Origin of the sequence: Cellulomonas oligotrophica, assembly GCF_013409875.1 — a bacterium.
Taxonomy (GTDB): domain Bacteria; phylum Actinomycetota; class Actinomycetes; order Actinomycetales; family Cellulomonadaceae; genus Cellulomonas; species Cellulomonas oligotrophica.
This window is the reverse complement of sequence record NZ_JACCBK010000001.1, coordinates 2,598,887-2,624,998: the sequence shown is the minus strand read 5'-3', so window position 1 is coordinate 2,624,998 and position 26,112 is coordinate 2,598,887. Positions and strand designations below refer to the sequence as shown.

26 protein-coding genes are annotated in these 26,112 nt (G+C 76.1%); 13 read left to right on the top strand and 13 right to left on the bottom strand.

What is annotated here, in order from left to right; all coding sequences use genetic code 11:
* Positions 1 to 14: 14 nt before the first annotated feature.
* A complete protein-coding gene (locus BKA21_RS11935) occupies positions 15 to 2,117 on the bottom strand; it encodes a UvrD-helicase domain-containing protein (protein ID WP_140459330.1) in 2,103 nt (700 codons plus the stop codon).
* A 120-nt stretch (positions 2,118 to 2,237) separates the two neighbouring features.
* Positions 2,238 to 3,569, bottom strand: coding sequence for an MFS transporter (locus tag BKA21_RS11930; protein WP_140459329.1), 1,332 nt, complete (start codon positions 3,567 to 3,569; stop codon positions 2,238 to 2,240).
* A gap of 225 nt (positions 3,570 to 3,794) precedes the next feature.
* On the opposite strand from BKA21_RS11930, the gene BKA21_RS11925 reads away from it, so the two are divergent.
* Together BKA21_RS11925 and BKA21_RS11920 are read left to right on the top strand one after the other, a co-directional pair.
* Positions 3,795 to 4,619, top strand: a complete 825-nt coding sequence (locus BKA21_RS11925) for a hypothetical protein (RefSeq protein WP_140459328.1) — start codon at positions 3,795 to 3,797, stop codon at positions 4,617 to 4,619.
* Positions 4,620 to 4,684: 65 nt separating this feature from the next.
* Positions 4,685 to 5,569: a GmrSD restriction endonuclease domain-containing protein gene (locus BKA21_RS11920; RefSeq protein ID WP_239072837.1), complete on the top strand. Its 885-nt coding sequence runs from the start codon at positions 4,685 to 4,687 to the stop codon at positions 5,567 to 5,569.
* A 72-nt stretch (positions 5,570 to 5,641) separates the two neighbouring features.
* Here the strand turns inward: BKA21_RS11920 and BKA21_RS11915 are convergent, their stop codons facing one another.
* Positions 5,642 to 6,445, bottom strand: coding sequence for a TetR/AcrR family transcriptional regulator (locus BKA21_RS11915; RefSeq protein ID WP_170209026.1), 804 nt, complete (start codon positions 6,443 to 6,445; stop codon positions 5,642 to 5,644).
* Positions 6,446 to 6,577: 132 nt separating this feature from the next.
* Between BKA21_RS11915 and BKA21_RS11910 the strand changes: the two genes are divergently transcribed.
* Together BKA21_RS11910 and BKA21_RS11905 are read left to right on the top strand one after the other, a co-directional pair.
* Entirely contained in the window at positions 6,578 to 7,570 is a 993-nt protein-coding gene (locus BKA21_RS11910) for an ABC transporter ATP-binding protein (RefSeq protein ID WP_140459326.1), read from the top strand.
* Positions 7,567 to 8,358, top strand: coding sequence for an ABC transporter permease (locus BKA21_RS11905; protein WP_140459325.1), 792 nt, complete (start codon positions 7,567 to 7,569; stop codon positions 8,356 to 8,358). The genes BKA21_RS11910 and BKA21_RS11905 overlap by 4 nt, the downstream gene beginning before the upstream one ends.
* A gap of 120 nt (positions 8,359 to 8,478) precedes the next feature.
* Here BKA21_RS11905 and BKA21_RS11900 read toward each other — a convergent pair whose 3' ends face one another.
* Positions 8,479 to 9,831: a hypothetical protein gene (locus BKA21_RS11900; RefSeq protein WP_140459324.1), complete on the bottom strand. Its 1,353-nt coding sequence runs from the start codon at positions 9,829 to 9,831 to the stop codon at positions 8,479 to 8,481.
* 202 nt (positions 9,832 to 10,033) lie between these two features.
* Positions 10,034 to 11,605 carry an MATE family efflux transporter gene (locus tag BKA21_RS11895; protein WP_140459323.1) on the bottom strand — a complete coding sequence of 524 codons (1,572 nt, stop codon included), beginning with the start codon at positions 11,603 to 11,605 and terminating at the stop codon, positions 10,034 to 10,036.
* 294 nt (positions 11,606 to 11,899) lie between these two features.
* Here BKA21_RS11895 and BKA21_RS11890 point away from each other — a divergent pair, with 294 nt between their 5' ends.
* Entirely contained in the window at positions 11,900 to 12,610 is a 711-nt protein-coding gene (locus tag BKA21_RS11890; RefSeq protein WP_170209025.1) for a nuclease-related domain-containing protein, read from the top strand.
* Between the two features lie 16 nt (positions 12,611 to 12,626).
* Here the strand turns inward: BKA21_RS11890 and BKA21_RS11885 are convergent, their stop codons facing one another.
* From BKA21_RS11885 to BKA21_RS11875, 3 genes are all read right to left on the bottom strand, one after another.
* A complete protein-coding gene (locus BKA21_RS11885) occupies positions 12,627 to 13,547 on the bottom strand; it encodes a hypothetical protein (protein ID WP_140459321.1) in 921 nt (306 codons plus the stop codon).
* The gene (locus tag BKA21_RS11880; protein ID WP_140459320.1) at positions 13,544 to 14,368 is read right to left on the bottom strand and encodes a hypothetical protein; all 825 of its coding nucleotides are present in this window, start codon (positions 14,366 to 14,368) and stop codon (positions 13,544 to 13,546) included. The genes BKA21_RS11885 and BKA21_RS11880 overlap by 4 nt, the downstream gene beginning before the upstream one ends.
* Before the next feature lie 152 nt (positions 14,369 to 14,520).
* Positions 14,521 to 15,615 carry a DUF1266 domain-containing protein gene (locus tag BKA21_RS11875; protein WP_140459319.1) on the bottom strand — a complete coding sequence of 365 codons (1,095 nt, stop codon included), beginning with the start codon at positions 15,613 to 15,615 and terminating at the stop codon, positions 14,521 to 14,523.
* Positions 15,616 to 15,701: 86 nt separating this feature from the next.
* On the opposite strand from BKA21_RS11875, the gene BKA21_RS11870 reads away from it, so the two are divergent.
* From BKA21_RS11870 to BKA21_RS11860, 3 genes are read left to right on the top strand one after another with little or no spacing between them, the layout of a single operon-like run.
* A complete protein-coding gene (locus BKA21_RS11870) occupies positions 15,702 to 16,742 on the top strand; it encodes a type IV toxin-antitoxin system AbiEi family antitoxin (protein WP_140459318.1) in 1,041 nt (346 codons plus the stop codon).
* Positions 16,742 to 17,611: a hypothetical protein gene (locus tag BKA21_RS11865; RefSeq protein ID WP_140459317.1), complete on the top strand. Its 870-nt coding sequence runs from the start codon at positions 16,742 to 16,744 to the stop codon at positions 17,609 to 17,611. Before BKA21_RS11870 ends, BKA21_RS11865 begins: the two co-directional genes overlap by 1 nt.
* 58 nt (positions 17,612 to 17,669) lie before the next feature.
* Positions 17,670 to 18,218, top strand: a complete 549-nt coding sequence (locus tag BKA21_RS11860; RefSeq protein WP_239072838.1) for a GNAT family N-acetyltransferase — start codon at positions 17,670 to 17,672, stop codon at positions 18,216 to 18,218.
* Positions 18,219 to 18,220: 2 nt separating this feature from the next.
* Here the strand turns inward: BKA21_RS11860 and BKA21_RS11855 are convergent, their stop codons facing one another.
* Complete coding sequence (locus BKA21_RS11855) at positions 18,221 to 18,562, bottom strand: hypothetical protein (RefSeq protein ID WP_140459316.1); 342 nt, start codon at positions 18,560 to 18,562, stop codon at positions 18,221 to 18,223.
* 172 nt (positions 18,563 to 18,734) lie between these two features.
* Here BKA21_RS11855 and BKA21_RS11850 point away from each other — a divergent pair, with 172 nt between their 5' ends.
* A complete protein-coding gene (locus BKA21_RS11850; RefSeq protein WP_140459315.1) occupies positions 18,735 to 19,973 on the top strand; it encodes a hypothetical protein in 1,239 nt (412 codons plus the stop codon).
* A 20-nt stretch (positions 19,974 to 19,993) separates the two neighbouring features.
* Here the strand turns inward: BKA21_RS11850 and BKA21_RS11845 are convergent, their stop codons facing one another.
* From BKA21_RS11845 to BKA21_RS11830, 4 genes are all read right to left on the bottom strand, one after another.
* Positions 19,994 to 20,467: a HEPN domain-containing protein gene (locus BKA21_RS11845; RefSeq protein ID WP_140459314.1), complete on the bottom strand. Its 474-nt coding sequence runs from the start codon at positions 20,465 to 20,467 to the stop codon at positions 19,994 to 19,996.
* Positions 20,464 to 21,009, bottom strand: coding sequence for a winged helix-turn-helix transcriptional regulator (locus BKA21_RS11840; protein WP_203793451.1), 546 nt, complete (start codon positions 21,007 to 21,009; stop codon positions 20,464 to 20,466). Before BKA21_RS11840 ends, BKA21_RS11845 begins: the two co-directional genes overlap by 4 nt.
* 107 nt (positions 21,010 to 21,116) lie before the next feature.
* A complete protein-coding gene (locus BKA21_RS11835; RefSeq protein WP_140459312.1) occupies positions 21,117 to 22,394 on the bottom strand; it encodes a hypothetical protein in 1,278 nt (425 codons plus the stop codon).
* 172 nt (positions 22,395 to 22,566) lie between these two features.
* Positions 22,567 to 23,007, bottom strand: coding sequence for a hypothetical protein (locus BKA21_RS11830; RefSeq protein ID WP_140459311.1), 441 nt, complete (start codon positions 23,005 to 23,007; stop codon positions 22,567 to 22,569).
* Between the two features lie 349 nt (positions 23,008 to 23,356).
* On the opposite strand from BKA21_RS11830, the gene BKA21_RS11825 reads away from it, so the two are divergent.
* The 4 genes from BKA21_RS11825 (at position 23,357) to BKA21_RS11810 (ending at position 25,993) form a co-directional block, all read left to right on the top strand.
* Positions 23,357 to 24,175 (top strand): hypothetical protein, encoded by an 819-nt coding sequence (locus BKA21_RS11825; protein WP_140459310.1) that lies wholly within the window; start codon positions 23,357 to 23,359, stop codon positions 24,173 to 24,175.
* Between the two features lie 58 nt (positions 24,176 to 24,233).
* Positions 24,234 to 24,779, top strand: coding sequence for a GNAT family N-acetyltransferase (locus BKA21_RS11820; RefSeq protein ID WP_140459309.1), 546 nt, complete (start codon positions 24,234 to 24,236; stop codon positions 24,777 to 24,779).
* 21 nt (positions 24,780 to 24,800) lie between these two features.
* Entirely contained in the window at positions 24,801 to 25,256 is a 456-nt protein-coding gene (locus BKA21_RS11815) for a hemerythrin domain-containing protein (protein WP_140459308.1), read from the top strand.
* 122 nt (positions 25,257 to 25,378) lie between these two features.
* Positions 25,379 to 25,993 carry a DUF6318 family protein gene (locus tag BKA21_RS11810; protein WP_179625361.1) on the top strand — a complete coding sequence of 205 codons (615 nt, stop codon included), beginning with the start codon at positions 25,379 to 25,381 and terminating at the stop codon, positions 25,991 to 25,993.
* The last annotated feature ends 119 nt before the right edge of the window (positions 25,994 to 26,112 follow it).

Sequence of the window (26,112 nt, the reverse complement as noted above, 5' to 3'; positions counted from 1 at the left end):
GAACGGCGCGGTGATCAGACGGTCGCCACCCACAGGCCGTCGCGGGCGCGGGTCATCGCGACGTAGAGCTCGCGGCGGCGGTGCTCGCGGCGCTCGCGCGCGACGTCGTCCAGCCCGCCCGGGCTCCGGTCGAGCCACTCGGCGGCGACGTCGGCCAGCAGCACGTGCGCGAGCTCCAGGCCCTTGGCGTGCTTGACCGCGCCGACGCGCACGGCGTCGACGTCCGAGCCGTCGTGCTGCTCCAGCCGCACCACGTTCAGGCCCGCGCGGCGCAGCTGCTGCACGGCGTGGTCGGCGCCGGCGCGCGAGAGCGCCAGCACGCCGACCTGGCCGAGCGGCACGCCCGCCGTGACGAGCTCCTGCACGTGCCGGACCAGGCGCGCCGTGCGGTCCACCTCGTTCGCGCAGCGCACCCACACCGGCGACGGCCCCTGCCGCAGCACCGGGGCGTGCGCGTCCCCCGTCTGCTCGGTGCCGTCGACGTCGGGGAACGTCTCTCCCGCGACCAGCGTCGACGCGAGCTGCAGCACCTGCGCGGTGCTGCGGTGGTGCACGTCGAGCACGGTGGTGCGGGCACCGACGTCGATGCCCGCCTCGTCGAGCGCGAACCCGCCCGGGTACACGGTCTGCTGCCCGTCGCCGACGAGCGTCAGACCGTCCGGCGCGTCGCCCACGAGCCCGTGCAGCAGGCGCAGCGCGACGGTCGACAGGTCCTGCACCTCGTCCACCACCACGGCCGCGTACCGGCCCGGCTCCGGACGGGCCGCGAGCTCGGCCTGCGCGAGCGCCACCTGGTCGGCGAGGTCGTGCACGCCCCGGTCCGCCAGACCGCGCGCGTACGCCTCGTGCAGGTCCCACACCACGCGGCGGGTCGGGCCGTCGAGCTGGTGGCGCCGGCCGCGGCGCGGCAGCATCGCGTACTGCTCGAACCGGGTCAGGCCGCGGCCCTTGATGACGTGCGTGACCTCGTCGTGCCAGTAGACCTGGTCGTGGTCCTCGTCGTCGATGACGCTGCCCGCGCCGACCTGCCCCCACGCGGTGGTCCACGCGGCGGTGATGAGGGACGCGTCGATGCGGCACGCGACACCGCGCTCGGCCAGCACGCGCGCGGCGACCTCGTGGACGCCAGCGACCTCGACCGCGTCGGCGACGTCGGGCGCCAGCCGGGCCAGCAGGGGGCGCAGCGTCGCGGGGAGGGTGCGCGTGTACGTGGTCAGCAGGACCGCACCCTGCCGGGCGCGCGCCAGGTACGCGGCGCGGTGCAGCGCCACGACGGTCTTGCCGGTGCCGACGGCTCCGCGGATCCGCGACGGGCCGTTGCACGAGCGGCGGACGGCGTGCGCCTGCGCGGGGTCGAGCCAGGTCATCCACGGCTCGACGTCGACCGCCTCGGACGCGGCCGGTGCGACACCCGTCACGGGCGCCGGCGCCACCGGGGGCACGGAGCTCACGACCTCCGCGGCCGGCTCGGGACGCGGGCCGGGCAGCGCCGGGCCTGCCTCGGGGCGGGCGGTGCTCGCCAGCAGGTGGTCGCGCAGCGTGGCGGCCTGGGTGCCCGTCAGCCGGCGCCCCCGGGCCTCGACGACGCGGAGCACGTCGCGCTCGCCGACCACCCGGACGGGGCCGACGCGCTCGTCGACGCCCTCGCGCCCCACGACGACCGCGAGCGCCCGGACCTCGCCGGGCGCGAGCCCCAGCTCCGCCAGCTCGGCCTCGGTGCGGTAGGCGCGGTCGGCCAGCGAGAACAGCTCCTCGGTGACCTCGGGCGTCACCCCGTCGTCCCCGACCGGCCAGGTGGTCGTCGCGACGACGTGGACGCCGGCGGGCCCGACGACGGTCACGGCGGGCCGCGCGCGGCGCGAGCCGCCGGGCGCGTCGGGCACGACGTGGTGGCCCCGGGCGTCGAGCGGTGCGACGACGCGCAGCAGCCGCTCCCGGGCGGCGGCGCCGGCCCACGCCTGCACGGCGGCGGCGGCGCGGCTGCGGCGGTCGGTGGCGCGGGCGGCCGGTGCGGCCGGCGCCGGGTCGTCGGTGCCGGCGACCTCGGTGCCGGGCACGGTGACGGGCCGGGCGTCGACGGTGGTGGCGTCCGGTGCGGTGCTGTCCCCTGCGGGCATGTGGTGGTCCTCCCACCCCCCTATCGGCCACCACGCCCCACCCCTGACCCCACACCCCGAGGATTGTGCGCGGGTGGTCACGGATCGTGACCACCCGCGCACAATCCTCGAAGAAGTGGGTCAGGGGCCGGCCGGCGGGTCGACGTGGGGCGCGACGGACGGCGTGCTGGGCGGGGCGGCGTCCTCCGCGGCCGCGGCGGCCCGGCCGCGACGGCCGAGCGGGCCGGGGACCCCGCCGAACCGGGGGGCGGCGACCACGGCGGGGACCATGAGCAGCGCGGGCACGAGGAACGCGGGGCCGAGGCCCGTCGTCTCGGACAGCAGCCCCAGGACGACCGCGCCGAGGGTGGCGCCGACGTAGTTGAACAGGTTGATGCGCGCGACGACCTGGTCGAGGCGCTCGGGCGCGAGCTCGCCGGCGGCGGAGAACGCGAGCGGCACGAGCGAGCCGGTGCCGACACCGGTGAGGGCGAACCCGATCACCGCGACCGTCGGGCTGGGCACGAGGGCCACCAGCAGCAGCCCGACGACGCCGACGCTCGCGCACGCCGCGACCACCGCGGCCCGGCCGACGCGCCGGACCAGCGGGTCGCCGAGCAGGCGGGTCACGAGGACCGCGGCCTGGTAGGCGGCGTACCCGAGGGGCGCGACCGCCCCTGGTGCCACGAGCGTGTCGTGCAGGTAGACGGTGCTCCAGCTCGACACGGCGGAGTCCGCGACGAAGGCGATGGCGACCATGGCGCCGAACAGCCAGATGCCGGCACGCGGCAGCGGTGCTGCGGCGGGTGCGGCCGTGGGGGCGGCCCCGGGCTCCGCGGCGTCGGAGGTCGCGGCCGCCGCTGCGACGGGCGGCGTCTGGGCGGTGGTCAGCAGCGACGTGCGGGCGGCGAGCGCGACGCCCGCGGCGACCGCGGCGGCGACCAGCAGCGCCGTGATCGCCCCGCGCTCGGTGCCGAGCCGGGTCAGCCCGGACTGCGTGAGCGCGGCGACGATCGCCGCCGCGGTCAGGCACGCGAACAGCGTCGACATGATCGACCGTCCGACGGCCCGCTGGAGCGCGACGCCCTGCATGTTGCCCGCCGCGTCGACCATGCCGAGCCCGAGCGAGAACACCGTGAACGCGGCGACCAGGGGCGGCACGGACGTCGCGGTGGTCACCAGGCCGAGGCCGACGGCCTGGGCGAGCAGCCCCGCCACGAGCGCGAGGCGGCTCGCCCGCCGGGTCGCGATCCGCTCCGCCAGCACCGAGCCCGCGGCGGCGAGCAGCGCGCCCATGAGCAGGACCAGCGAGATCGTGGCGTCGTCGATGCCGGTGCGCAGCTTGAGCCCGGGCAGCGCGGTGACGACCGTCGCGTACCCGAATCCCTGCGCCGCGTACGAGGCGCCGACGGCCACGCGGGCGCGCACGGTCGCGACCCCGGGCGTCGTGGTGGTCGTGCTGGCGTCGGTCATCGCGGGAGAACCCCCTGGTGCGCGCGGGACGGGTGCCCTGCGGAGGCTACGGGCGGCGGCGCCCGTGCGGGAGGGGTTCGCAGGTCTCGTTACGTGCCGGACCCCTGACCAGGTCGGCCGTGACCTGCCGGACACGTGGCGCGCGCCCGGCCCGGTGACGCGCGTCTCGGGCCCGACCGCTCAGGCCCGGGCCCCCGGCGGCCGATGGCACGACCGGGAGGTGCCATGACCGAGCAGTGGTTCACGGCGATGCACCCGGTCCAGGACCGGGCACGGGAGGCCGCACGTCGGCACGCGCTGGAGTCGGGCGCGGTCGTCGACGCCTCCGTCGTGCGCCGCGGCGAGACGGAGCGGCACATCTGGTCGGCCCGCATGGACGACGAGCGCGGCGTCGACGCCGTCCTCGCCGGGCTGCGCGCCGACGGGTGGCTCACCGTCACCGGCGTCGCCTGGCCCGGGCGCCCCCTCGGGCTGCTGGACCGCGTGCTGGTCGGCCCCGGTGGCGTCGTCGTCCTCGAGGTCCACGGCACCGGCGCGACCCCGCGCCGCGCGTTCCGCCGCACCGGCCGCGCCCGCACACCCGACGCCCGCGAGCGCGCCGCCGCCGCGGCGGGCGCCATCAGCGCCGTGCTGGCACCCGCGCACCGCACCGCGGTGCGCGCCCTGGTGTGCCGCACCGAGCACCTCACCGACCCGGCCCTGCCGGACGGCACCGCCGCGAAGCCTGCCGGCACGCCGGTCGTGCACCGCGCACAGCTCGCCGACCACCTGCTGGCGCTGCCCGGCCGGCTCACCCCGGCCGAGGTCGAGGGGCTCGCCGCGCTGCTCGCGACCCGTCAGGGCGCGCAGGTGCCCGACGTCGTCACGACCGCGGCGTTCGCGCTGCCGGGCCCGTGGCAGCGCTGGCGGCTGGCCCGCCGCCGCGCGCGCACCGAGCGGCTGGCCTGGCGGCAGGAGCGCCGCGGCCCTCTCCCGGTCGTCCTCGGTCTCGCCGGAGCGGTGACCGTCGCGGCGGCACTCGTGGCGCCGCTGGTCGGCATCGCCGGCTGACCCGCCGGCACCCGGGCGGCCGTCGACCCCCCGCGCGTGGGTCCCAGCCCGGATACTTCGTGCCTGTGACCTCCCCCTCCGCACCGTCACCCGTCCGTCCCCCGGCCGCGTCGCGCGCGCTCGTCGTCGTGCTCGCCGTGCTCGGCCTGACCGCCTGCGACCCGGCGCTGGGCGCCACGACCACGGGGCAGGACCCCACCGGGGCCGCCGGCAGCGCGCTCGCCGCGGCCCGTGAGCTCACCGTCAAGGGCCGCGCCCCCATGACGGGGTACGACCGTGAGCTGTTCTCGTACGGCTCGGCCGACGTCGACGAGAACGGCTGCGACGCCCGCAACGACGTGCTCGCGCGCGACCTGGACGACGTGACGTACAAGGCCGGCACCCGGGACTGCGTGGTCGCCTCGGGCACCCTGCAGGACCCGTACTCCGGCGAGGAGATCGCCTTCACGCGGGGGCAGGCCACGTCGAGCGAGGTGCAGATCGACCACGTCGTCGCGCTGGCCGACGCGTGGCAGAAGGGCGCCCAGCAGTGGGACGAGGCGACCCGGGAGGCGTTCGGCAACGACCCGATGAACCTGCTCGCCGTCGACGGGCCGCTGAACAACGCCAAGGGCGCGGGCGACACGGCGACGTGGCTGCCGCCCAACCGCGCGGCCCGCTGCGGGTACGTCGCGCGGCAGGTCGCGGTGAAGCAGACGTACGACGTCTGGGTGACGTCGGCCGAGCGGGACGCGATGGTCGACGTGCTGAGCACGTGCCCGGACGAGCCGCTGCCGACGTCGGACGCGTCGTGGTGGCCGGAGGGTGCCGACGCCGGCACGACGGGGGACGACGTGCACTACGCGACGTGCGCCGACGCCCGCGAGGCGGGGGCGGCGCCGCTGCACGAGGGCGAGCCCGGCTACCGCGCCGAGATGGACGGTGACGGCGACGGCACCGCGTGCGAGTAGCCCGGCGGGCCCGGTCGCGGCGGGACGGCTCCGGCCGGCCCTGCTGCGGCCGGCCCTGCTGCGGCCGGGCGTTCAGCCGAGGAGACGGGCGATGACCCGCGCGGCGGCCCGCGGGGAGAGGCGCTCGGACCCGGTCAGGCGGCCCTCGAGCGCGGCGACGTTGAGCACCGAGATCACGGCGAGCGCGGTGTCGTAGTCGTCCTGCGTGGTGCCGGGCTCGGCGGCGTCGCCCTGCCGGGCGCGGCGCACCTCGGCGACCTGGTCGGCGAGCACCTCGTGCGAGCGCACGTGCAGCTCGGCGAGGTCGCTCGACGCGTCGGGGTGACGCAGGCCGTAGGCCAGGAACTCCAGCGACAGCAGGACCCGGGGGTCGTCCTGGGTGCCGCACAGCCAGTCGGCGACGGCGTCCTGGTCGACGCCGTCGACGCTGACGCCGGGGATCGTGGCGTCGGGGGCGTCGATGCTCAGGTCCAGCTGCTCGCGGGCCAGCGCGAGGAACACCTCCTCCTTGGACGCGAAGTGCGCGTACAGGGCGCCCTTGGTGTACCCGGCGGCGGCGGCGATGTCGCCGACGGACGCGCCCTCGTACCCCTTCTCGGCGATGACGCGGGCGGCCGCGGCGAGCAGGTCGGCGCGGGTGCGCTCGACCTTCGCGCGGCGCCGCTCGTCGGCGCGCGAGCCGCCGGTGGCGCGCGCGACGCCCTCGGACGCCTCGGCGAGGCCGCGCGACGCCTCGCGCAGGCTCGCGGCGATGGTCTCGGAGACCTCGGGGACGACCTGGCGGGCCTGCTCGCCGAGCAGGCGGGTGAGCTGGGCGGTCGCGTCCGCGAGCGCGCGGGTGGCGGCGCTGAGGGAGTCGTCGGTGTCGCGGGCCATGCGCCGAGCGTAGCCGAGCACCATACCGATCGGTACCCGGCGCGCGTACCGATCGGAACATCCTCTTGATACCTAGCGGTATGCGGCTCTACGGTCGGGCACGTACCGGTCGGAACTTCCAGGAGGTGGGACATGGGCACGGACGACGTGCTCACCGTCCGCGGGCTGCGCAAGCGGTACCGCGGGCGGCAGGGCGTGCAGGCCAACGACGGCATCGACCTCGACGTCGCCGCAGGTCAGGTGGTCGGGCTGCTCGGTCACAACGGAGCCGGCAAGTCCACGCTCGTGCACCAGGTGGTGGGCATCGTGCGGCCGGACTCCGGCAGCATCACGCTCGACGGCGTCGACGCCGTGGCCCGCCCCGACCTCGCGCGCCGCGCCGCGACCGTGCAGGCCCAGGCCAACGTGCCGATCACCGGCCTGACCCCCCGGCGCGCGATCGAGCTGGTCGGGCGGATCCGCCGCGGTGACCGCGCCGCCGTGCGACGCCGGACCGAGGAGCTGCTCGACGCGCTCGACCTGGGCCCCTGGGCGGACACCCCGGCCGAGAAGGTCTCCGGCGGCATCGCCCGCCTGACCGCCTTCGCCATGACCGCGGTGCGCCCCGGCCGCCTGGTGGTCCTCGACGAGCCCACCAACGACGTCGACCCCGTGCGGCGGCGCCTGCTGTGGCAGCAGATCCGGGGCCTGGCCGACGCCGGTCACGGCGTCCTGCTGGTCACGCACAACGTCCGCGAGGCCGAGCGGGTCGTCGACCACCTCGCGGTCCTCGACCGCGGCGTCGTCCTCGCGTCCGACACCCCCGCCGGCCTCACCGCGGCGCTGCGCGGGTCGCTGACCGTCGAGGTCGACGTGGCGCCCGGCACCGCGCTGACCTGGCACCCCGCCGTGCAGGTCACCAGCACCGGCCGCCTGCGGGAGGCCGGCACCGTTCCCGCGGCCCGCGCCGCCGACGTCGTGGCGTGGGCGCAGGCCGAGGTCGAGGCCGGGCGGCTCGAGCGGTACGCGCTGACACCGGCGTCGCTCGAGGACGTCTACGTCGCGCTCGTCGGCGACGTGCGCCGCGCCGACCACCACGACCCCGCCGACCCGTCGCGACCCGCCCCGCAGGAGGACGCCGCATGAGCACCCTGACGCCCACCGCCGCTCCTGCGCGCACCGCCACGCACCGCCCGGGGTGGGACGCCGTGCAGCAGACGGGCCTGCTCGTGCAGTGGCAGCTGCGCCGGCAGGCCCAGTTCCTGCCGCTCATGGTCGTCGTGCAGGTGTTCCTCGCGGTCACCACCGTCATCGGGTACGGGCTGCTCGTCGGCGACCCCGACCCGCGCACGGCCCTGTACCTGGCCACCGGCGCACCGACCATCACGCTCGTGACCATCGGGCTGGTGGTGACCCCGCAGCTGCTGTCGCAGGCACGGGTCGAGGGCAGCCTGGACTGGATGCGCACCCTGCCCGTGCCGCGCAGCGCGTTCCTCGTCGCGGACCTGACGGTGTGGACGCTGCTCGCCCTGCCCGGCATGGTGCTGGGCGTCGTCACCGGCGCCCTGCGGTTCGACCTGACCCTGACGCCCGCGTGGTGGGTCGTCCCCGCGTCCGTGCTCGTCTCGCTGACCGCGGCCGCGGTGGGGTACGCCATGGCCTCGCTGCTGGCGCCGGCCCTGGCGCAGCTGCTCACGCAGGCGCTCGTGTTCGTCGTGCTGCTGTTCTCGCCGGTGTCCTACCCGGCCGAGCGCATGCCGGACTGGTTGGCGCAGGCCCACCAGTGGCTGCCGATCGAGCCGATGGCCCAGCTCGTGCGCGCCGGCCTCGCCCCCGAGGAGTTCACGATGCCGGGCCGGTCCCTCGTCGTGCTGCTCGTCTGGTGCGCCGCCTCGGTGACGGGCGCGACCCTGGCGCTGCGCCGCCGCGCCTGAGCACGGCGCCATCGCGGCCCGGGCCCGGCGGGGCGGCACCCTGCGCGCGAAAGTTCCCGATGCGGCGCGGGCCCGGGACGACCGCGAGGTCGTGCCGGGCCCGCGCCGGTGCCGCACCGGTCACGGGCTCCCGAAGGACTCGTACGTGGTGCCCTCGGCCATGACGTCGTAGAACGTGGCCTCGAACTCCCCCGTGCCGTCCGCCGGCAGCGAGTCCACGTAGCCCGTGGCCATCCCGACGACCGTGCCGTCGGGCGCCCGCGCCAGCACCACGACCCGCAGGTAGAGCACGCTCGGGTCGTCGGCGCCCGTCACGGTGACCGTGCCGGTCACGGTCGTGAAGATCTCGTCCGAGACGGCCGTCACGTCCGACACCTCGACCGTCGGCAGGTCGGTGGCGTGCTCCGCCTCGACGGGGTCGGGCGTCACGACCTCGAGGCGGTCGACCGGGGTGTCGCCGATCTCGTAGAGCACGCCCGTCAGCGCCGACCGGCCGGGCAGCACCGTCGAGTACGCGTCGTCGGTCGCGAGCACCGTGCCGTCAGCCGCGAGCGCCTGGATCTCGAAGGTCCCGTACGGGAAGGAGTGCTCGGGGTTCGGGTTGTCCACGACGACCGCGTACCACCACGACGTCTCGTCGTAGACCTCCTGGCCGAAGGCGACCTCGACGACCTCGACCGGGTCGGCGGGCGGCCCGTCCGGGGTCGGGTCGGTGAGCCCGGGGTAGTCGTACGGGTCGACGTCGGAGCCGGCACCCGTCCAGCCCTCGGTGAAGCCGTCGACGAAGTCCTGGCGGATCCCGGCGTAGGCCACGTGCGTCACGCCGACCACGAGCAGCGCGACCAGCGAGACCGCGAGCGCGGCGATCGCGACGCCCTTGCCGCCGCGCGTGCCGCGCACGGCACCGACGAGCGCGGGGATGCCGAGGCCGAGGGCCACGAGGGCCAGCAGGGCGCCGACGTACTGCAGGAACGGGATCCACGCGGGCAGCAGGCCGAGCACCGCCAGGACCAGCGCGGTGATCGCCAGCCCGGCGCGCGGGCCGGACCGCGGGGCCGGGGCGCCGGCGTACCCGGGCGGCGGGGCCCCGTAGGGGCCTGCGGGCGGAGCTCCGTAGGGGCCCGCGGGCGGTGCCGCGTACGGGCCCGCGGGGGCGCCGGCGGCCGGGGTGCCGTACGGCGCCGGCACGGGCGGGACCCCGGCGACGGCCGGAGGAAGGAACCCGCCGGGCGGGCTGGGGGGCGTCGGCTGCTCGGAGCCGGACGGCGGCACGGGGCCGGACGGGGCTGCGACGGGCTCGGGCGGCGGGGCGGGTGCCGCGGCCGGCGGGCCGTACGGCGAGGGCATCGAGTAGAGGCCCGGGGTGCCGAAGGGCGGAGGTGCCGCGGGACCGTCGTCCGCCGTCCCCGGGGGCGGCGGCGGGACCGCCGGGGCCGGGGGCTGCTCGGGCGAGCCCGGCTCAGGGGTGCTCACGGACGGGGCTCCTCACGCTGGGGGTGCCGCGGCGACGCGCCTGCGGCCCGCACAGGGTGCCAGCCGCGGACGGCCCGGCACCGCCGCCGTCCACAGGACCCGGCCGCACCGGGCGGCGTGTCGGTGCCGACACGCCGCCCGGTCACCCGAACGTGCGTCCAGGTCCCCCGCCGCGTCACGCGGTCGCGTGACGCGCACGGGCTCAGCCCGTCGTGCGGTCGCGCGAGAGCCGCTCCTCGGGGTCGGCGCACCGCTGCGCGGGCACGCCCCGTCCCTCCTCCGCGGGCACGTCCCAGCGCGGGTCGGCCGGGTCGTCGTCCCACGGCGTCGCACCGGGGTCGGCACGCACCGCGTCGACGTCGGGCACCACCGTGTCGAGCACGGCCGAGCCCTGCGCGGGGCCCTCGAGGACGAACGTCTCCGGGGTGTCCCCGCCGGTGACGGGCGCGAGGTCGAGCTTCTTCTGCGCGCGCACGTACGCGGGCACCAGCAGCACCACCGCGCCGATCCACGCCAGCGGGTTGCCCCAGACCACGCCGTCGTAGCCGTACGCGGCGCCGAGCACCACGGCGGCGCCGACGCGGCACACCAGCTCGACCACGCCCGTCGCGGTCGGCACCACCGTGTGCCCGAGGCCCTGCAGGGCGCCGCGCAGCACGAACAGCACGCCGAGCACCACGTACAGGGCGCCGTTGACGAGCAGGAAGTGCGCGGCCATCGCGACCACGCGCTCCTCCCCCGGCCCCACGAACGCCGAGACGATGGGCGCGCCGGCGGCGACGAGCACGGCCCCGAGCAGCACCGAGCCGCCCACGGCGATCCACGAGGCCTGCACCACACCGGCCCGGATGCGGTCCGGGCGCCCGCCGCCGTGGTTCTGCGCGACGAACATCGACACCGCCAGGCCGAGGGACGCGAGCAGCGCGACCGCGAGCCCGTCGACGCGCGCCGCCGTGGTGTAGGCCGCGACGGCGTCGGAGCCGAGCTCGTTGAGCCGCACCTGCACGGCCAGCGTGCCGATCGCGATGATCGACGCCTGGAACCCCATCGGCAGGCCCAGGTGCAGGTGGCGGCCCAGGTCGGCGCGCGCGGCCCGCCAGTCGGCGCGGCGCACGTGCAGCACCGGCACGCGCCGGCGCACGTACTCCAGGCACAGCACCACGGAGACCGCCTGGGACACGATCGTCGCGAGCGCGGCCCCGGCCACGCCCATGCCGAGCCACGGCACGGCGACCACGACGAGGACGACGTTGAGCACGCACGCGAGCGTGAGGAAGATCAGCGGCGTGCGGGAGTCGCCGATCGCGCGGACGATCGCGGACAGGTAGTTGAAGAACATGATCGCGCTGGCGCCGAGGAAGCTGACCACCGCGAACGTCGTGGCCATGGGCAGCAGCTCGGCCGGGGTCTGCAGCGCGCGCAGCGCGGGCCCGGCGAGCAGCGGCGCCCCCACGGTCAGCACGACGCTCGTCGCGGCCGTGAGCATCGTGCCCGCGGCCACCGAGCGGCGGACCCCGTCGAGGTCGCCCGCACCGAAGGCCTGCGCCGTCGGGATGGCGAAGCCCGAGGTCATGCCCCACGCGAAGCCGAGCAGGAGGAACAGCAGGGACCCCGTCGCACCGACCGCCGCGAGAGCGTCGACGCCGAGGACGCGGCCGACGACGATCGCGTCGGCGACGTGGTAGAGCTGCTGGACGACGTTGCCGACGAGCAGGGGGACGGCGAAGAGCAGGATGACGTGCCAGGGGCGACCGGCGGTGAGGACCTTGGGCATGACGAGGGTCTCCGGAATCGGAGGGACGGGGCTGGGGGTGTCGCGGTGGCCGGTCGTGCCGGTCGCGGCTCCTGACGATCGTATCGATACGACACGGGGCGGAGTGAAGTCCTTTCCGCCGGTCGACGGATGCCCAGTGCGTCACACCCGACGCGTCCCACGGCGTGCCGCACCGGTCGCGGCGCAGGCCCCGGCCGGGCCGCCGGGCTCGGACGGGTGATGTGCGCGGGGCACGCGTGTGATCACCCGCCCCCGATCCTCCAGCCGCCGGGGTCGTCGGCCGATCCCCGAGGCATGGTCATGCGGGAGACGGACGGCACCGACGGGCGCGCACCCCGGCACGCCCGCACCCCTGAGCCCGAGACCGGCCCGGCGGCCGGCCCCCTCACCGCGTCGGGCCCCGCCCCGTCCGCGTCGACGGGCGACCCCCGCCCCTCCGGCACGCTCCCCACCCCCGGCGGCGCGCCGGACGACGACGCGTCGCAGCTCGTGGCCCGCACCCTCGACACCCTTGCCGACGACGGCTGGACGCTGCTGCACGACCTCCCGTGGCCCGACCGGCCCCACGCCGTCGTCGACCACGTCGCCGTCGGCCCCGCGGGCATCGTCGTCGTCGCGTCGCGGCACGGCACCATGACCTCCCGCCTGCTGCGCGAGAGCGGCTACGGGCGGTCCGCCGCCGTCGAACGCGTCGCGCAGGCCGCCGCCGCGATCACCGCGACCCTGCCGCCCCGGCACCGCTCCGCCGTACGCGCCGTGCTCTGCGCACCCACCGGCCCGATCCCCGTGGTCATCAACGGCGTCCCCGTCGTGGCCCCGCACCGCCTGCCCGAGCTGCTGCACGTGCTGCCGCCGCGCCTGTCCCAGTTCGGCGTGCGCGACGCGCTGCGCGTGGTCCGCACCGCGTCGTCGTCAGGCGGCCGGCGGCCGTGGTGGTCGCTGGGCCGGGAGACGGCCGACGAGGCCGACGGCACGGACCAGCCGGGCGGCGACGCGACCGCCTGACCGGCCCGGGACGCGCTCACGCGCACTGGCCCGATCGCGTGCCGAGGACCACCACGTCCCCGAGCGTCGGCGGGGCCGCGTTGCCGGTGCACCCGAGGTGGTACCCGACCCGCAGCGCGTCCAGCACGACCGGCGGCCCGGTGCCGTCCAGCACGCGCACCGTCCCCGCCACGCGCACCGGGTTGACCGTCGGCCCGCCCGCGCAGGAGCCGTTCAGCGCCCGCCCGCCCAGCCGCAGCGCCTCCGGCTCGCCCCGGACGCCGACCAGCTCCACGTCGGTGCCCACGGACGACGCGCAGACCTCGCCCCCGCGCACGTCGACGAGGCGCACGCCGCCGGCGAACGTGGACGCCACGAACGACGGCCGGCCGTGGCGCAGCTGCACCCAGCCACCCACCCACGTGCCCCGCAGGTGTGCGGTCGCCGTGTCCTCGCCGTCGGTCGCGACGAGGTCGACCCCGCCGAACAGGCGCGAGCGCCAGACCCCGAAGGACGCGATCTGCCCGTGCACGTCGCCGCGCACCGTGGAGTCCTCGACCGCGACGGTGCCCGGCCCGTCCATCCGCACGTCACCGGCGACCTCGACCTGCCGCAGCACGACGAGCCCGCTGCGCGCGAGGACGACGTCGCCGCCCACGCGCGCGTCCTCGACCTGCAACCAGCTCACCGACGGGGCCACGTGCACGTCGCCGTCGACCCGGAGCCCGGCGAGGGTCACGTCCTCGACGCCCGTGAGCACGTGCACGTCGCCGCGCACGACCAGCCCGGGCGCGACGCACCCCTGGGCGACGACGACGTCCCCCGGGGCGGGCGAGACCGGGGTGACGCCCTGCTCGCAGACCTGCGTGGGCGCGGCCGACGCGGCACCCGGGCCCGCCGCGACGAGCAGCAGGGCCAGGACGACGCCCGCCGCGCGACGGGCGCCCCGCACGCTCATGCGCACTGCCCCGACCGGGCGCCCCGCACGACGGTGCGCACCACCGTCGGCGGCGGTGCGGAGCCCTCGCACACCAGGTCGCCCGCGACGACCAGCTCGGCGACCGTGACCGGTGCCGCGTTCTCCAGCAGCCGCACCGAGCCGCCGACCGTGGCGGGGGTCCGCGCCGGACCGGGCACGCACCGGCCCAGGTGCACCGGGCCGCCCAGCCGCACCGGCCCCTGGGCCCGCTGGACGAGGACGGACGCGCCCGTGCGGGTGCCGCACACCTCCACTAGCAGCGGGCGGGTGAGGGTGGTCCCCTGCGCGAGGGTCGACCCGAGGAGCCGCGGCTGCCCGCCCACCAGGGAGACCCAGCCGCCGAACCACGACCCCCGCAGCCAGAGGTCGGCCGACGGTGCGCGCGTGGGGGCGTCGAGCCGCACCGGCCCGTGCACCACCGACCGCACGACCCACAGCGCGCGCCCCACCGTCCCGCGCAGCTCGCCGTCGAGCGTCACGCGCTCCAGGTAGGCGTTGCCGGGGGCGTCGAGCGTGACGTCGGCCCCGACCTGCGCCCCCACCACCGAGACGTCGGTGGTGCGCCCCAGGTGCACGGACCCGCCGACCGCGACGTCCTGCAGCGCCGCCCACCCGACGCCCGGCGCCACGCGGACGTCGCCGTCCACGCGGGTGCCGACGGCCTCGCACCCGGCACCGAGCAGGAGGTCGCCGGCGACGACCGGCGGGGGCGGCGCGCCTGCGGAGCACACGACGTCGGGGCCCGCCGCCCGGGGCGGACCCGCCGTCGCCGGCCCCGCGCCGAGGAGCACGACCGCCACCGCCGCTGCACACACGGCAGCCCGGTGCCGTGCCCTCGTCGTCGCCCTCCGTCGCACGTCGCCCCCCTGCGTCGCGTCCGTCGCGGTCCATCGTCACGCGTCGACGACGACGCCGCGACAAGGACGGGCGACCTGGTCGGGCAGGGACAGCGTCAGGGAGTTCGCTCGCCGGGGGCCGTCACGCGCATGAGCCGCACGCTGTCGGGCAGCGCGTCGGCGTCACCGGGCGCAGGCCAGGGCAGGGCCTTGGACGGCCAGCGCGAGGACCGGTAGTCCGCGATCACCGCGTCGTACGCCTGCACCGCACCCAGCGCGTCCTCCGTGAACGCGTGGCCCAGGCGCACCTCGTCCCAGTACTCCTGCCACGACGAGAACAGCGTGAACGCGACGTCGCCGGCGCGCTCCACGTGCGCCCACGCCTGCTCCTCCGTGAGGTACCCCGCCATCCACGCGAGGCGCGCGAATGCGACGGTGAGCATGACGTCCTTGGCCCACAGCAGCCGGGCGGGCACGTCCGGCTCCGCCGGCACGCCGCGGGCCGCGACCTCCTCGCGCGTGAGCCCCGTCAGCGCGCTGACCCGCGTGAGGACCTCGTCCCGGCTGGGCCCGCCGAGGGCGTCGACGAACGGCAGGCTGACGCTGCGGTCGAGGAACGCCCGGCCCAGGGCGTCGAGCACCGCGTCCGTGCCGGCGACCTTGTGGTCGCGGTCCATGGCACCGCGCAGGACGGCCGTGCGGTGCAGCGGCAGCGTCAGGTACGGGCCGCGGCCGCGCGACGGGTCAGGCGCACGCCCGGCCAGGCGCACCTCGCACGGCCAGTGCTCCAGCGAGTGGTTCCACGCGCCGATCTGGTAGTCCGCGAGCGCGTCGAGGGCCAGGAGCTGCTGCTGGCGCAGCGTCAGGGGCGGGACCCGGCCGGCGCGCAGGTAGTGCTGCTGCTCGCGCCGCGGCAGCGACCAGTCGGCGACGCCCGCGACCGTGCGCACGGCCGCCGCGAGCAGCGCCACGAGCACGAGCGCGGCCAGCAGGAACCCGGGGTCGGCGAGCCCGTCGGGCGCGACGAGCGGCAGCACCCACGGCTCGGCGACGAGCGCCGCGAGCACGAGCAGCACCGCGACGACGACGGCGCCGAGCGTGCGCGCCCGGTCGGCGGGCGTGCCGCGGCGGGCCTCGCGCACGCGCCGTCCGCTGCCCGGGTGCACGCCCACGGGGAAGGCACGGTCCCCGGGGTGGTTCTGCAGCAGCACGCGGCGATCGTAGTCACCGGCACACCCGGCCCCTCGTCGGCGGTGTTGTCTACGGCAATGAATTGTTCACTGTTACAGTGAACAATATGCCAGAGCGAACAGACGATCCTCGGGACGCGGTCCTCCGCGTGCTCGCCGAGTCGCTGCCGCAGGACGCGGAGGCAGGCGTCGACGGCACGGACGTCACGGTCACGTCCCACGGTCGGACCACGCGCCTCGCGCCCGTGTGGGCGGGTGCCGGATTCCCCCGCGACGTGCGGAACGCGCTGCGCACGGCCGACCCCACGGCCGGTGCCGTCATCGTCGTCGTGGCCCGCAGGCTGTCGCCCGGCGCCCGGCGCGACCTGCAGGCAGCGGGCGTCGCGTGGGTCCAGACCGACGGCAGCGCACGCCTGTCGACACCGTCCGGGCTCGTGGTCGCACGCGACCTCCCGCCGACGCCGCAGGCCCGACCGGCGCAGGCAGGCTGGACGACCGCCACCGCCGACGTCGCAGAGCTCCTGCTGACCAGGCCCCCGGGCGAGCCCGTCCCCCCGGTGCGCGCAGCAGCCGCCATGGTCGGGCTCTCGCCCGCGGCCACGTCCCGGGCGCTGACCACCCTCGACCACGAGGGGTGGACGACCAAGGAGGGCCCGCGCCGCGGCGCCGGCGCTCGCCGTCTCGTCGCGGACGCGGGTGCGCTGCTGGACGCGTGGTCGGCGTGGTCCAGCGGGCGACCTCGCCGTCGCGTCGCGACCCATGCCCTCGTCGGGGACGTCGACACCTGGCTCGACCGGCTCACGACCGTGTGGCCCACGCAGTCGTGGGCACTGACCGGTTGGGCTGCGGCCGCCCGGCGGGCGGCCTTCGCCGATCCCGTCGGGCCCGTCGAGATCTACCTCACGGCCCAGGACACCCAAGGCCAGGACCGCACCTCGCTCCTGCGCGCCGCAGGCCTGCGGACCGTTGACGACGAGGCGGCACGCGTCGTGCTCGTCGCGCCCGAGCGGCTCACCCTGCGCACCTCGCACCTCGACCACGGTGTCCCGATCGTCAGCGACGTCCGGCTGTACGCCGACCTCCTGACGTCCGGCGTCCGGGGCGAGGACGCAGCCGAGCACCTGCGCACCACCCGGATCGGCTTCTGATGCGCCCGTACCGCACGAGCGACCTCGCCCGGTCGGCACTGGTCCGGCTGCTCCTGGCCCTCGACGGCCGCACCGACGACCTGACCGTCGTCGGCGGCCTCACCCCGCCCTTCCTCACCGAGCCGGTGACGCCGCCGCACCGCGGAACCGCCGACGTCGACCTCTACCTCGAGGTCGGGGTCGTCTACGACCGCGACGACCTGACCTTCGGGTGGCTCGAGGCCGGTCTGCGTCGCGCGGGGTTCACCCCGGTGCGGGACGACATCGCGTGGCAGTGGGCGGCGCACGTCGCGGGCGCCGCCGTCCGGCTGGACGTCCTCTGCGACGCCCTGGACAGCCCCGGCCGCCAGATCGCCCTGCCCGGGTGCGACGCGCTCACCGCGATGAACGTGGCCGGGCCGGGCGGCGTGGGCGACGACCGTGTCAGGCGCGACCTGCCGGTCTCGCCCGAGGACCGCGCGGCCGTCGGCCTGACCGGCGACGACCCGTCGACCGTGACCGTGCCGTTCGCCGGCCTCGGCGGGTACCTCCTGACGAAGTCGGCGGCGCTCCTCGGGCGCAGCGCCGCCAAGGACGTCTACGACCTCGCCTTCGTGCTGCTCCACAGCACGGCCGGCGGGCCGGAAGCACTGGCCCGGACCATGCTGCGGGCCGTCCCGCAGCGCCAGACCGTCGACCACCTGGGCTCGTTCCGCGCCGCGCTCCGGCGGCTGGTCGAGACCGACGCCGCCGACGTGTACGCCGCTCAGCGAGTGCTCGAGGGGGATCGGACGCCCGCGGCGGTGATCGCGGCGGACGTCGTCACGGCCGCGACGCTGTGCCTCGACGCACTCGCCGCTCCCGCATCTGGCGACCCGCCCGCAGCCTGATCCACCGGCCGGCGAATCGGCCGTGACGGGTGGAGCGGGCAGCCGTACGGTCGGGCGAGTGCCCTCCGACGTGCTGCTGCGCCCCTGGCGCGACGACGACCTGCCCGCGCTCATCGACGCCGTCCGCTCCAGCGCGGACCTGCCCCGCCAGCTCGACCTGCCCGCCGACCCGCGCGACGAGGAGGTCGCTTCCCGGCTGCACGACCACCTGACGCGGTGGGGGCCGGCGGCGTACGTGCTCGCGGTCACCGTGGCGGACCGGGCCGTCGGGACGGTCGCTCTCACGCACGTCGAACGCACGCACGACACCGCGTGGGTGTCGTACTGGACGGCGACGGCAGGCCGCAGACGGGGCCTGACCACCGCGGCGGTCGCGACGGTGGCGGCGTGGACGTTCGGCACGCTGGGGCTGCACCGGCTCGAGCTCGCGCACCGCGTCAACAACCCGGCGTCGTGCCGGGTCGCCACCGGCGCGGGCTTCGTCGCGGAAGGCCTCGAGCGGGCCAAGCTGCGCTACGACGGCGTCCGGTACGACGTCGAGACCCACGCCCGCCTGGTGACCGACGCCCCGCCCGCGACGACGGTGCTGCCGATGCGCGCGCCCTGAGGTCAGTCCGCGGGCGGGTCGGTCAGGGCGCGCAGGGCGGCGTCGACGGTGCGGTCGCGCCGGGTGCGGGCGGTGTGCAGCTCGACGACGTCGGCCGCCAGGTCGCGCGGGACGTCGCCGTGCAGGGTGCCGACGGAGAAGGTCTCGCCCGCCGCGACGGATGCGAGCACCTGCGTGAGCAGCGCGCCGAGCATCGCCGGCAGAGGCACGGCCACGCCGCCGTCGTGCGCGACCCAGCGGTCCACGACGCCCGTCCCGCCGGCCGCGAGCACGGCGGCGGCCTGCCGGCGCTCGGGCTCGGTGACGAGGATCGTGCGGGTGCGGGTGGTGCTCGGAGCGGGCATGGTCGCCTCCTTCGTGGGCGGACCTCCAGGGTGCGCCCGGGCGGGGCGGGCGGCCAACACCTTTCGTCGCCGTCGTGCGGCGTGGCGGGCCGCGGCGGGCCCGTGGTGCGGCGCACGTGTGCGAACGTGGACGGGCCTCAAGCACGGGGCCTGGCGGGACGATCGAGAACGGGTGAGCGTGCCGAGCGACGACCTTCCGCGGTCCCCGACGGGCCGGGTGCCGCAGTGGGTGCGCGACGAGGCCACGGGGCAGGCCGTGCCGGTCGGCTGGAGCACGCCACCGCCACCGCCGCGCCGCGACGGGCTCGGTGCAACCGCGCGGGCCGTCATCGCCCTCGTCGTCGTCGCGCTCGTCGGCGTGGTCGGCGTCACCCTCGCCCCGGACGTGCTGACGGCCGCCGGTGTGACGGTGCGTGGCATCAACGCCCCGCGGATCCCCGCCCCGACGCCCGCGCTGGTGGCCCTCGGCGACGAGGCGTTCCTCACCGACGCGGGCCGTGACCTGCTGTACCTGTCGCAGGCCGAGCTGCTCGGCGCCGCGGACTTCGCCGGCCGGTGCGACGACCGGGGCTGGCTGGGGGCGTCCGCGACGCCCCAGGCCGACGGCACGGTCGGGTGCTACTGGCCGGACGACGGCAGCATCGTCGTCTACCGCCCGGACGACGAGCGGCTGCACGGCTCGGTCGTCGAGACCGTCGCGCACGAGGTGCTGCACGCCGCGTGGGACACGCTGACCCGCGACGAGCAGACGGTCGCGACCGCGCTGCTCGCCGTGGAGGTCGCGTCCCTCGACCCCGCCGACCCCGTGCACGAGCAGATCGCCGGGTCCGTCGGCGACCACCCCGAGGCGACCGCCACCGAGCACTTCGCGTACGTCGGCACGCAGGTGTGGCGCGACGGCGGCCTCGACCCGCAGCTGGAGCGGATCTACGCCCGGTTCGTCGCGGACCGGGCCGCGCTCGTCGGGGTGCACACCGCCTGGACGGGGCGGCTCGACGACCTCGAGGCCGAGATCACGGCCGCGCAGGAGGGGTTCGAGCAGCGGTACACCGCCAACGCGCAGACCCGCGCGCAGCACGCCGCCGACACCGCGACCGTCCAGGCGTACCGCGAGCTCCTCGACGCCAAGGACGCCGAGGTCGCGGCCCTGGCACCCGCGCAGCGCGAGCGCGTGCTGCTCTCGTGGACATGGCACGACGGCACCGAGCTGCCCATGGCGCCCGCCGCGACGACGCTCGCCGCCGCCCGCGCGCTGCTCGCCCGCGACGACGCCGACCTGGCCGCGCGCGCCGCACCGCTCGCGGCCGCCGAGGCGGAGCTCGCCGCCGAGGAGGCCCGCGTCACCGCGATGGTCGACGACTACAACACCCTCGTCACCCAGCTCGACCCGACGGTGCAGGAAGCCCCGTAGGCACGGCCAGCACGGTGGGATCAGTACACGGGCATCGTCGGGATGACCCGCTCCGCGAGGTCGACGATCGCCGTCGCGAGGGGGATCGCGTCCCGCACGTCCTCCTCCGTGACCGACGGCGTGTCCAGCGACGGGTACTCCGTACCGTTGCGCGTGCGACGCATCCAGTCGAAGTGCCTCAGGGTGCGGCCGAGCGGCGGGTCGAGCTGTGCGAGCGCGACCTCGAGCAGCACCGCGTGCGCACCGGGCGCACCCGTGGCGCGCAGACCCTGGTTGGCGAGCACGCCCGCGAGCGCCTTGCGTGCCGCGTCGTACGTCGTCTGGAAGGCTGCCGCCGGATCGGACGCGGCGACGAGCTCAGCCGTGGCGAGATGGGTACGCGCCTGCGCCACCATCAGGTCCGCCAGCTCCCGGCTCGGGGCGACACGCTCGATCCGACGGGCAACGAGGAGGGCGTCGACCTGACCGCGTCCGGCGGTCCACCGCGCGATCACGCGCCCACCGTCGCGACGTCGAGACGCACGAGGGGACGCGACCGGACCGTCCGGAGGAACGGTTCCGTGGCGTCGCCCCACGCCGACGCGGCGACCTTGGTGATGCTGACCGGGACGCGCAGCGTCTCCTCGGCCGCAGCGGCCGCCTCGTTGAGCGCCGCACGGTCGGCATCGCCGACCACGAGGACGTCGACGTCTCGCGGCAACGGACCCGGCTCCCCGGCCGCGCGCGCCGCCCACGAGCCGTAGACGTAGGCCTCGCGGATCCCGGCGACGCCGGTGAGCGCGGCCCCGAGCACGGGGACCGGCCCGAACGTCGCCGCGACGATCTCGGTCAACGGGCGCAGCAGCGGGTAGTCCGGGTTCGCGCGGACGAGGCGCGCACGGCCGACCCGCGTGTCGGTCAGCACACCCGACTCGACGAGCCGCGAGACCTCGGTGTGGACGACCGTCGGCGTGCCACCGGTCTCGCGGACGATGTCCGCGATGGTGAGCGACGTCTCGGGGCGCAGAAGGAGCAGGGCGAGGATCTCTCCCTGCACGGCCGACCGGAGGAAAGGTGCCAACGGAGGCGCGATCGTCCGCATAGCGCGACGATATCACCGCGTTAAGCGCGAGAAACCCGGATGCTGCCCCTCGGGCTCCCGCGTCATGGGGAAGGCGGCGTGTACCTGTACGTCGCGGGGGTGAGCGTGCCGGCGTCCGGGTCCCACGGGAGCACGCGCAGGTGGCCCGTGCCGGGGACGGCGTCACCGGCCTCGTCGAGCACCACGCCCGCGAGGACGCCGAGCACGCACGCGTCCGGGTGGGCGCGGGCGTGCTCGATCTCCTCCTCGGTGACCAGCACGTGGTCCGCGGCGGTCTGCGTGCCGGTGGCCGTCAGGTAGCGGGCCTGCGGGCCGCGGGTGGCCACCGCGTCGTACGGCTGGGTGGTGCGCGTGTCCTCGACCTGCCACCCGTCGGCCACGAAGTGCCGCACCAGCCGCTCCCACGCGGCATCCTCGACGGCCCGGCGCCGCGCGGGCGCCGGCTCGCGCCCCCGGCCCGCCCGCGCCCGGTCGGCCACCACCGTCGACGTGCGGTGCTCCGCCCACAGCGCCTCCAGGCCCACGAGCGCGTCGGGCGAGACCTGCAGCCCGCTCTCCATCGGCGTCCACGCCCCCGCCGGCACCCGCGCCTGCAGCACCTCGAGCGGCAGCACGTCCTCCGCGCCCAGCACCGTGTCCCAGTCCACGAGCGCGTGGTGCCGCTCCCCCGGGCGCTCACCGCCGGGCAGCTCGACCACCCCCGAGCGGAACACCCCGCTCGCCACCACGCCCCGCGGCCCCGCCCCCTGACGCAGCAGGAACGCCCGGTCCCCCGGCGTGATCCCCGCCGAGCGGCTGCCCGTCGACCACTGCGCCTTGTACAGCCGCCCGTGCGCCGTCGCCTCCGCCGCCGCGAGCACCCCGCCCTCGGACCACTCCCACCGGTCCGGGTCGTACGTCAGCAGGAACCCCGCCCGCGGCGCATCCGCCGCCGCCCGCAGCACCGGCGCCGTCGGCGCAGCCGCCGCCCGCTCGACGTCTTCCGTCTCCAGCGTCACGACGGCGTCGTCACCCTCCGGCACCGGCCGCCCCAGCAGCGCCAGCGCCACCGGGTGGTCCGCCGTCAGCACCTGCCCCGTCAACGCCTTCATCGGCGACGTCCCCGCGACGTGCACCTCCACGCCGTCGATCAGCGCCACCACCTGCACGCACCCCTCGAACGACAACGTCGCGTACCGCTGCCCCACGAGCCGCTCGTCGCTCAGCGGCCAGATCCCCCGGTTCGCCTCCCACAGCTCCGCGGCCGACCGCGCCGGGTCCCAGCCCGTCCACGTGCGCCGCATCGGGTCGACGTCGGCGTCGACGTCCCGCACCGGTGCCAGCGTGAAGTTGATCGCCACCTGGGCATCGTGCTGGACGCACCGCCCGATCCCGCGCAGATCCACGGCGTTTCACCCACGGGCTGCCGCAGGTGCCAGGCGGTCCCCGCCCTTGGTCGAGGCAGACGCGCAGATGCTCACCCTCACCCTGCCACCGACGCGCCGCTCGACCTTCCGACGCCCTGCACGAGTCCTACTCGCGCGTGACCTCGCCATCGTGCTGGTCGTCGACAGCCGTCGGAGGCGGGATGAGGGAGAGCAGGACCTCCGCCGTGAGCGCGTCGGTCATCCCGACGACCGTGGCGAGGCCCTCCTTGCGTTCCGACCGTGGCCGGTGCTCGAGGATCCCGAGCGCCCGTTCGATGTGATCGGCACGCAGCAACCAGCTCTGCGCCTGGACCGCGGCAGGGCTGTCGCCAGTGGCGTCGACGACCTCGTGCGCATGCTCGCGGATCGGCGCCAGGCCGCGCCGGATCCGGCCCTCGGGCGTGCGCGCCTTCTGGACGTCCGTGAGGCGCCTGCCGACGCCCGCAAGACGCTCCTGCGCCTCGGGATGGGTCGCGAGATAGGCCGTGATCGTGACGGCAGCCTTCTTGGCCAGCGGCCAAGCGCTCTTCTTCAGCGGCTCCCACAACGCCAGAACCGTGCTTGCTCCCCCGGGTCTCACGTCTCCTGCTCCCCGTCCGGCGCGTGCCCCGGTCTCGCGAGCACCCACCCGGGGTGGCTGTCGCGCGCCGGGTTCGGCCGGCGCGCGGTGGGCACCCTGCGCGAGCTCCCGACGAGCGCGGTCGCCTCATCGGCGACCGTCGCACCCTCACCGACGCTCCGCGTCATCGCATCCCCCTCAGCCGTGCGTCGCTGCACAACCCGACCCTGCCAGGCGGAGCGCCGCGCGGCACCTGCTACGTGGACGCACGGGTCCGTCAGCCTGACGGCGGTTGACCGGCGACACCAGCCAGCGGTGGCCTTGCGGGGTGCGACACGTGGTGAAGGGCTGGCTGCTCGTCGGGCTGGTCGCCGCCCTGGCCGCGTGCGCACAGGGCAGTCCCGGTGCGGGCCTGAGCAGCGCTCCGCCGCCGATGCCGGAGGTCACGCCGACCATCGGCCCCGGTGGCGTGAGCGACGAGGTCACGTTCACGCCGTGCCCGCGCGCCACGTCCGACCCGAGTCGCACGCACCTCCAGCCGCAGGACGCACCAGCCGACCCGCGGACCGACGGTGAGATGTGGGCGCAGCGAGACGGGCCGCTGCTGGTGGAGGACGCGGGTGACCTGCTGCTGGTCGACGGTCTCCTGGGCGTGGACACCGCCGGCGCGGTGTTCGACGGCAGGGCGGACGGCCACATCCAGGTGGCGTCGACGACCGTCACTGTCCCGATCACCCTGCAGGTGCTCGACAGCGCGTACTCCGGGCGTCGGGTGACGTTCGTCGAGGCGCAGATCTCGCCCGACGAGCCCGCGCGCTGGGAGAGTGCCGACGACCTGTGGATCCTCACCGACGGCGGCGACGGTGGCTACCTCGCCCCGGCCGACGCGGTCCGTGCCCTGGACGCTCTCGCGATGATCGAGCCCAGCGTCGAGGCGATGCACAGGGACGACGGCGTGTGCGCCCACCGCCGCAGCTGGCTGGACGGACCGGTCGATGCGGTGCTCTTCCCCATCGGTGGCGGTGACGGCCTCTACCCCACTTACCTCGGCCGCGACTCCGACGGCGACCTCGTCAGCGTCGTCACCTGGGGCGACATGACTCCGTGGACGACGAGCGGGCTGCCCGGCACACCCCCGCCTGACGTCGACGGCTGACTCCGTCGCGGCGCACAATTCGCTAGCCGCTCCCGCGGCAGCCCGCCAGGCTGCGGCAATGACCGCCACGCCCGGCACCTCCAGACTCGTCCTGCGACCGCTCACCCTCGGCGACGAGGACCAGGTCCGCGCTGCGGAGCGCGAGCTCGCCGCCGACGGCTTCGAGTTCCTCGCCGGGCACGGGGGCCGACCCTTCGCGGAGCAGGTCGCCGCGCTCGACGCAGAGGCGCGCGGCACCGACCTGCCGGAGGGGTGGGTGCCGGCGACGTTCCTCGTCGGGGTCGTCGACGGCGTGATCGTCGGACGCGTGAGCGTGCGGCACCGGCTCAACGCGTGGCTCGCGCAGTACGGCGGCCACATCGGGTACGCGGTCCGCCCGGCCTACCGACGCCAGGGGCACGCGACCGCGCTGCTGCGCGCTGGACTCGTGCACTGCGCGGCCCTCGGCATCGATCAGGCGCTGGTCACCTGCGCGGACACCAACGTGGCGTCGGCCCGCACGATCGAGGGCTGCGGCGGGGCCCTGCAGGACGTCGTCGACGGCGACGACGGTCGACCCACCCGCCGGTACCTCATCCCGACCGCCCTTCCCGCTGCCGGCTGACGGGGCTAGCGTCGGTCGCCCATGCCACCGACCCGCCTGATCGCCTGGGACCGCGGGCTCCGCGCCGTCCACACCCGGCTCCGCCAGAGCCTGCAGATCGCCCGTGACTCGATCGACGACGACGGGCCCCGGTCCGCCGACCTCCGCCTGTTCTGCACAGGCTTCTGCACCGCGCTCGACGGTCACCACCGCCGCGAGGACGACACGATGTTCCCCGAGCTGCTGACCGCACACCCCGAGCTCGCCGACGTCCTGCGCGAGCTGACCCGCGACCACCACATGCTCGCCCACCTGCTGGGCGAGCTGCAGCGCGCCGTCGACGCCGACCACGACACCACGACCCTGCACCGTCACCTCGACGGCATCGAGGCCGTGATTGAGACGCACTTCCGGTACGAGGAGAAGCGCCTGCTCGAACCCCTAGCCAAGCTCGCCAGCCCCCACGACCCGCAGCAGATGCTCGGACCGCTCGCGTAGACCGACGGATCACGCGACCGGCCACGCCCGGTGTCGCCCGTACTGGTGAACTCCGTGCCCGCACCGTCCACAGATCGGCTCCATGCCGCCGCGGAGCGCGGGCGAACCGGTACGTTCCCGGCATGCGAGCCGACGGAAGACGACGACGACCGCGCGCCCTCGTGCCCGCCGCAGCCCTGCTCCTCGCCGCCCTCACCGCCTGCTCCCCCGGCACCACGACGCCGCCCGCCGCTACCACCGCGGCGACGAGTCAGGCCCCGGCGGAGACGGCCACACCGTCAGCGGAGCCCACCGACTCGGCCACTGCACCGCCCGAGCGACCGGACGCCATGTCCACCCCCAGCGCCGACGGCGCGTCAGCCGCCGCGAATTACTTCATGTCCACGTACAGCTACATGTACGCCACCGGAGACACGGAGCCATGGGATGAGCTGAGCTCGGACACATGCGAGTTCTGTGCGCGTCGCGCCACTGACGTCGAACGCATGACTGACGCCGGGAACGAGACTCTCGGTGACGCCATCACTGTCGAGTCGGCAGTAGGTGTTGAGATCGCAGATGATGAATGGTTCTCGGCGACGCTCATTATTGATGAGCCAGCCTCTCAAGAAGTTGACGAGAAAGGCAAACTCGTCTCCGAGTCCGACGGTGGCCGATATGAGCTCTACTTTGCCCTCTCCTGGAATGCGGGGTGGAGGGTCGAAGAGGTAGATGTGTCGGCGGCCCCGGGGTCGTGATGAGGACAATGGTCGGAGCGGCCGTCGTGATCTCACTGATTGCGTCAGCCGTAAGCACGGGCCGGGATCTTGAAGGAGAGGTATCGACCGATCGCCGCGCGATCCATCTGAATGCGGCA

Excerpts from the sequence above, each read along its gene's own strand:
- BKA21_RS11815 (WP_140459308.1), top strand. The coding sequence starts at position 24,801 with ATGCCACCGACCCGCCTGATCGCCTGGGACCGCGGGCTCCGCGCCGTC.
- BKA21_RS11890 (WP_170209025.1), top strand. The coding sequence starts at position 11,900 with ATGGTCATGCGGGAGACGGACGGCACCGACGGGCGCGCACCCCGGCAC.
- BKA21_RS11865 (WP_140459317.1), top strand. The coding sequence starts at position 16,742 with ATGCGCCCGTACCGCACGAGCGACCTCGCCCGGTCGGCACTGGTCCGG.
- BKA21_RS11915 (WP_170209026.1), bottom strand. The coding sequence starts at position 6,445 with ATGGCCCGCGACACCGACGACTCCCTCAGCGCCGCCACCCGCGCGCTC.
- BKA21_RS11930 (WP_140459329.1), bottom strand. The coding sequence starts at position 3,569 with ATGACCGACGCCAGCACGACCACCACGACGCCCGGGGTCGCGACCGTG.
- BKA21_RS11810 (WP_179625361.1), top strand. The coding sequence starts at position 25,379 with ATGCGAGCCGACGGAAGACGACGACGACCGCGCGCCCTCGTGCCCGCC.
- BKA21_RS11820 (WP_140459309.1), top strand. The coding sequence starts at position 24,234 with ATGACCGCCACGCCCGGCACCTCCAGACTCGTCCTGCGACCGCTCACC.
- BKA21_RS11870 (WP_140459318.1), top strand. The coding sequence starts at position 15,702 with ATGCCAGAGCGAACAGACGATCCTCGGGACGCGGTCCTCCGCGTGCTC.
- BKA21_RS11925 (WP_140459328.1), top strand. The coding sequence starts at position 3,795 with ATGACCGAGCAGTGGTTCACGGCGATGCACCCGGTCCAGGACCGGGCA.
- BKA21_RS11855 (WP_140459316.1), bottom strand. The coding sequence starts at position 18,562 with ATGCCCGCTCCGAGCACCACCCGCACCCGCACGATCCTCGTCACCGAG.
- BKA21_RS11895 (WP_140459323.1), bottom strand. The coding sequence starts at position 11,605 with ATGCCCAAGGTCCTCACCGCCGGTCGCCCCTGGCACGTCATCCTGCTC.
- BKA21_RS11885 (WP_140459321.1), bottom strand. The coding sequence starts at position 13,547 with ATGAGCGTGCGGGGCGCCCGTCGCGCGGCGGGCGTCGTCCTGGCCCTG.
- BKA21_RS11935 (WP_140459330.1), bottom strand. The coding sequence starts at position 2,117 with ATGCCCGCAGGGGACAGCACCGCACCGGACGCCACCACCGTCGACGCC.
- BKA21_RS11910 (WP_140459326.1), top strand. The coding sequence starts at position 6,578 with ATGGGCACGGACGACGTGCTCACCGTCCGCGGGCTGCGCAAGCGGTAC.
- BKA21_RS11905 (WP_140459325.1), top strand. The coding sequence starts at position 7,567 with ATGAGCACCCTGACGCCCACCGCCGCTCCTGCGCGCACCGCCACGCAC.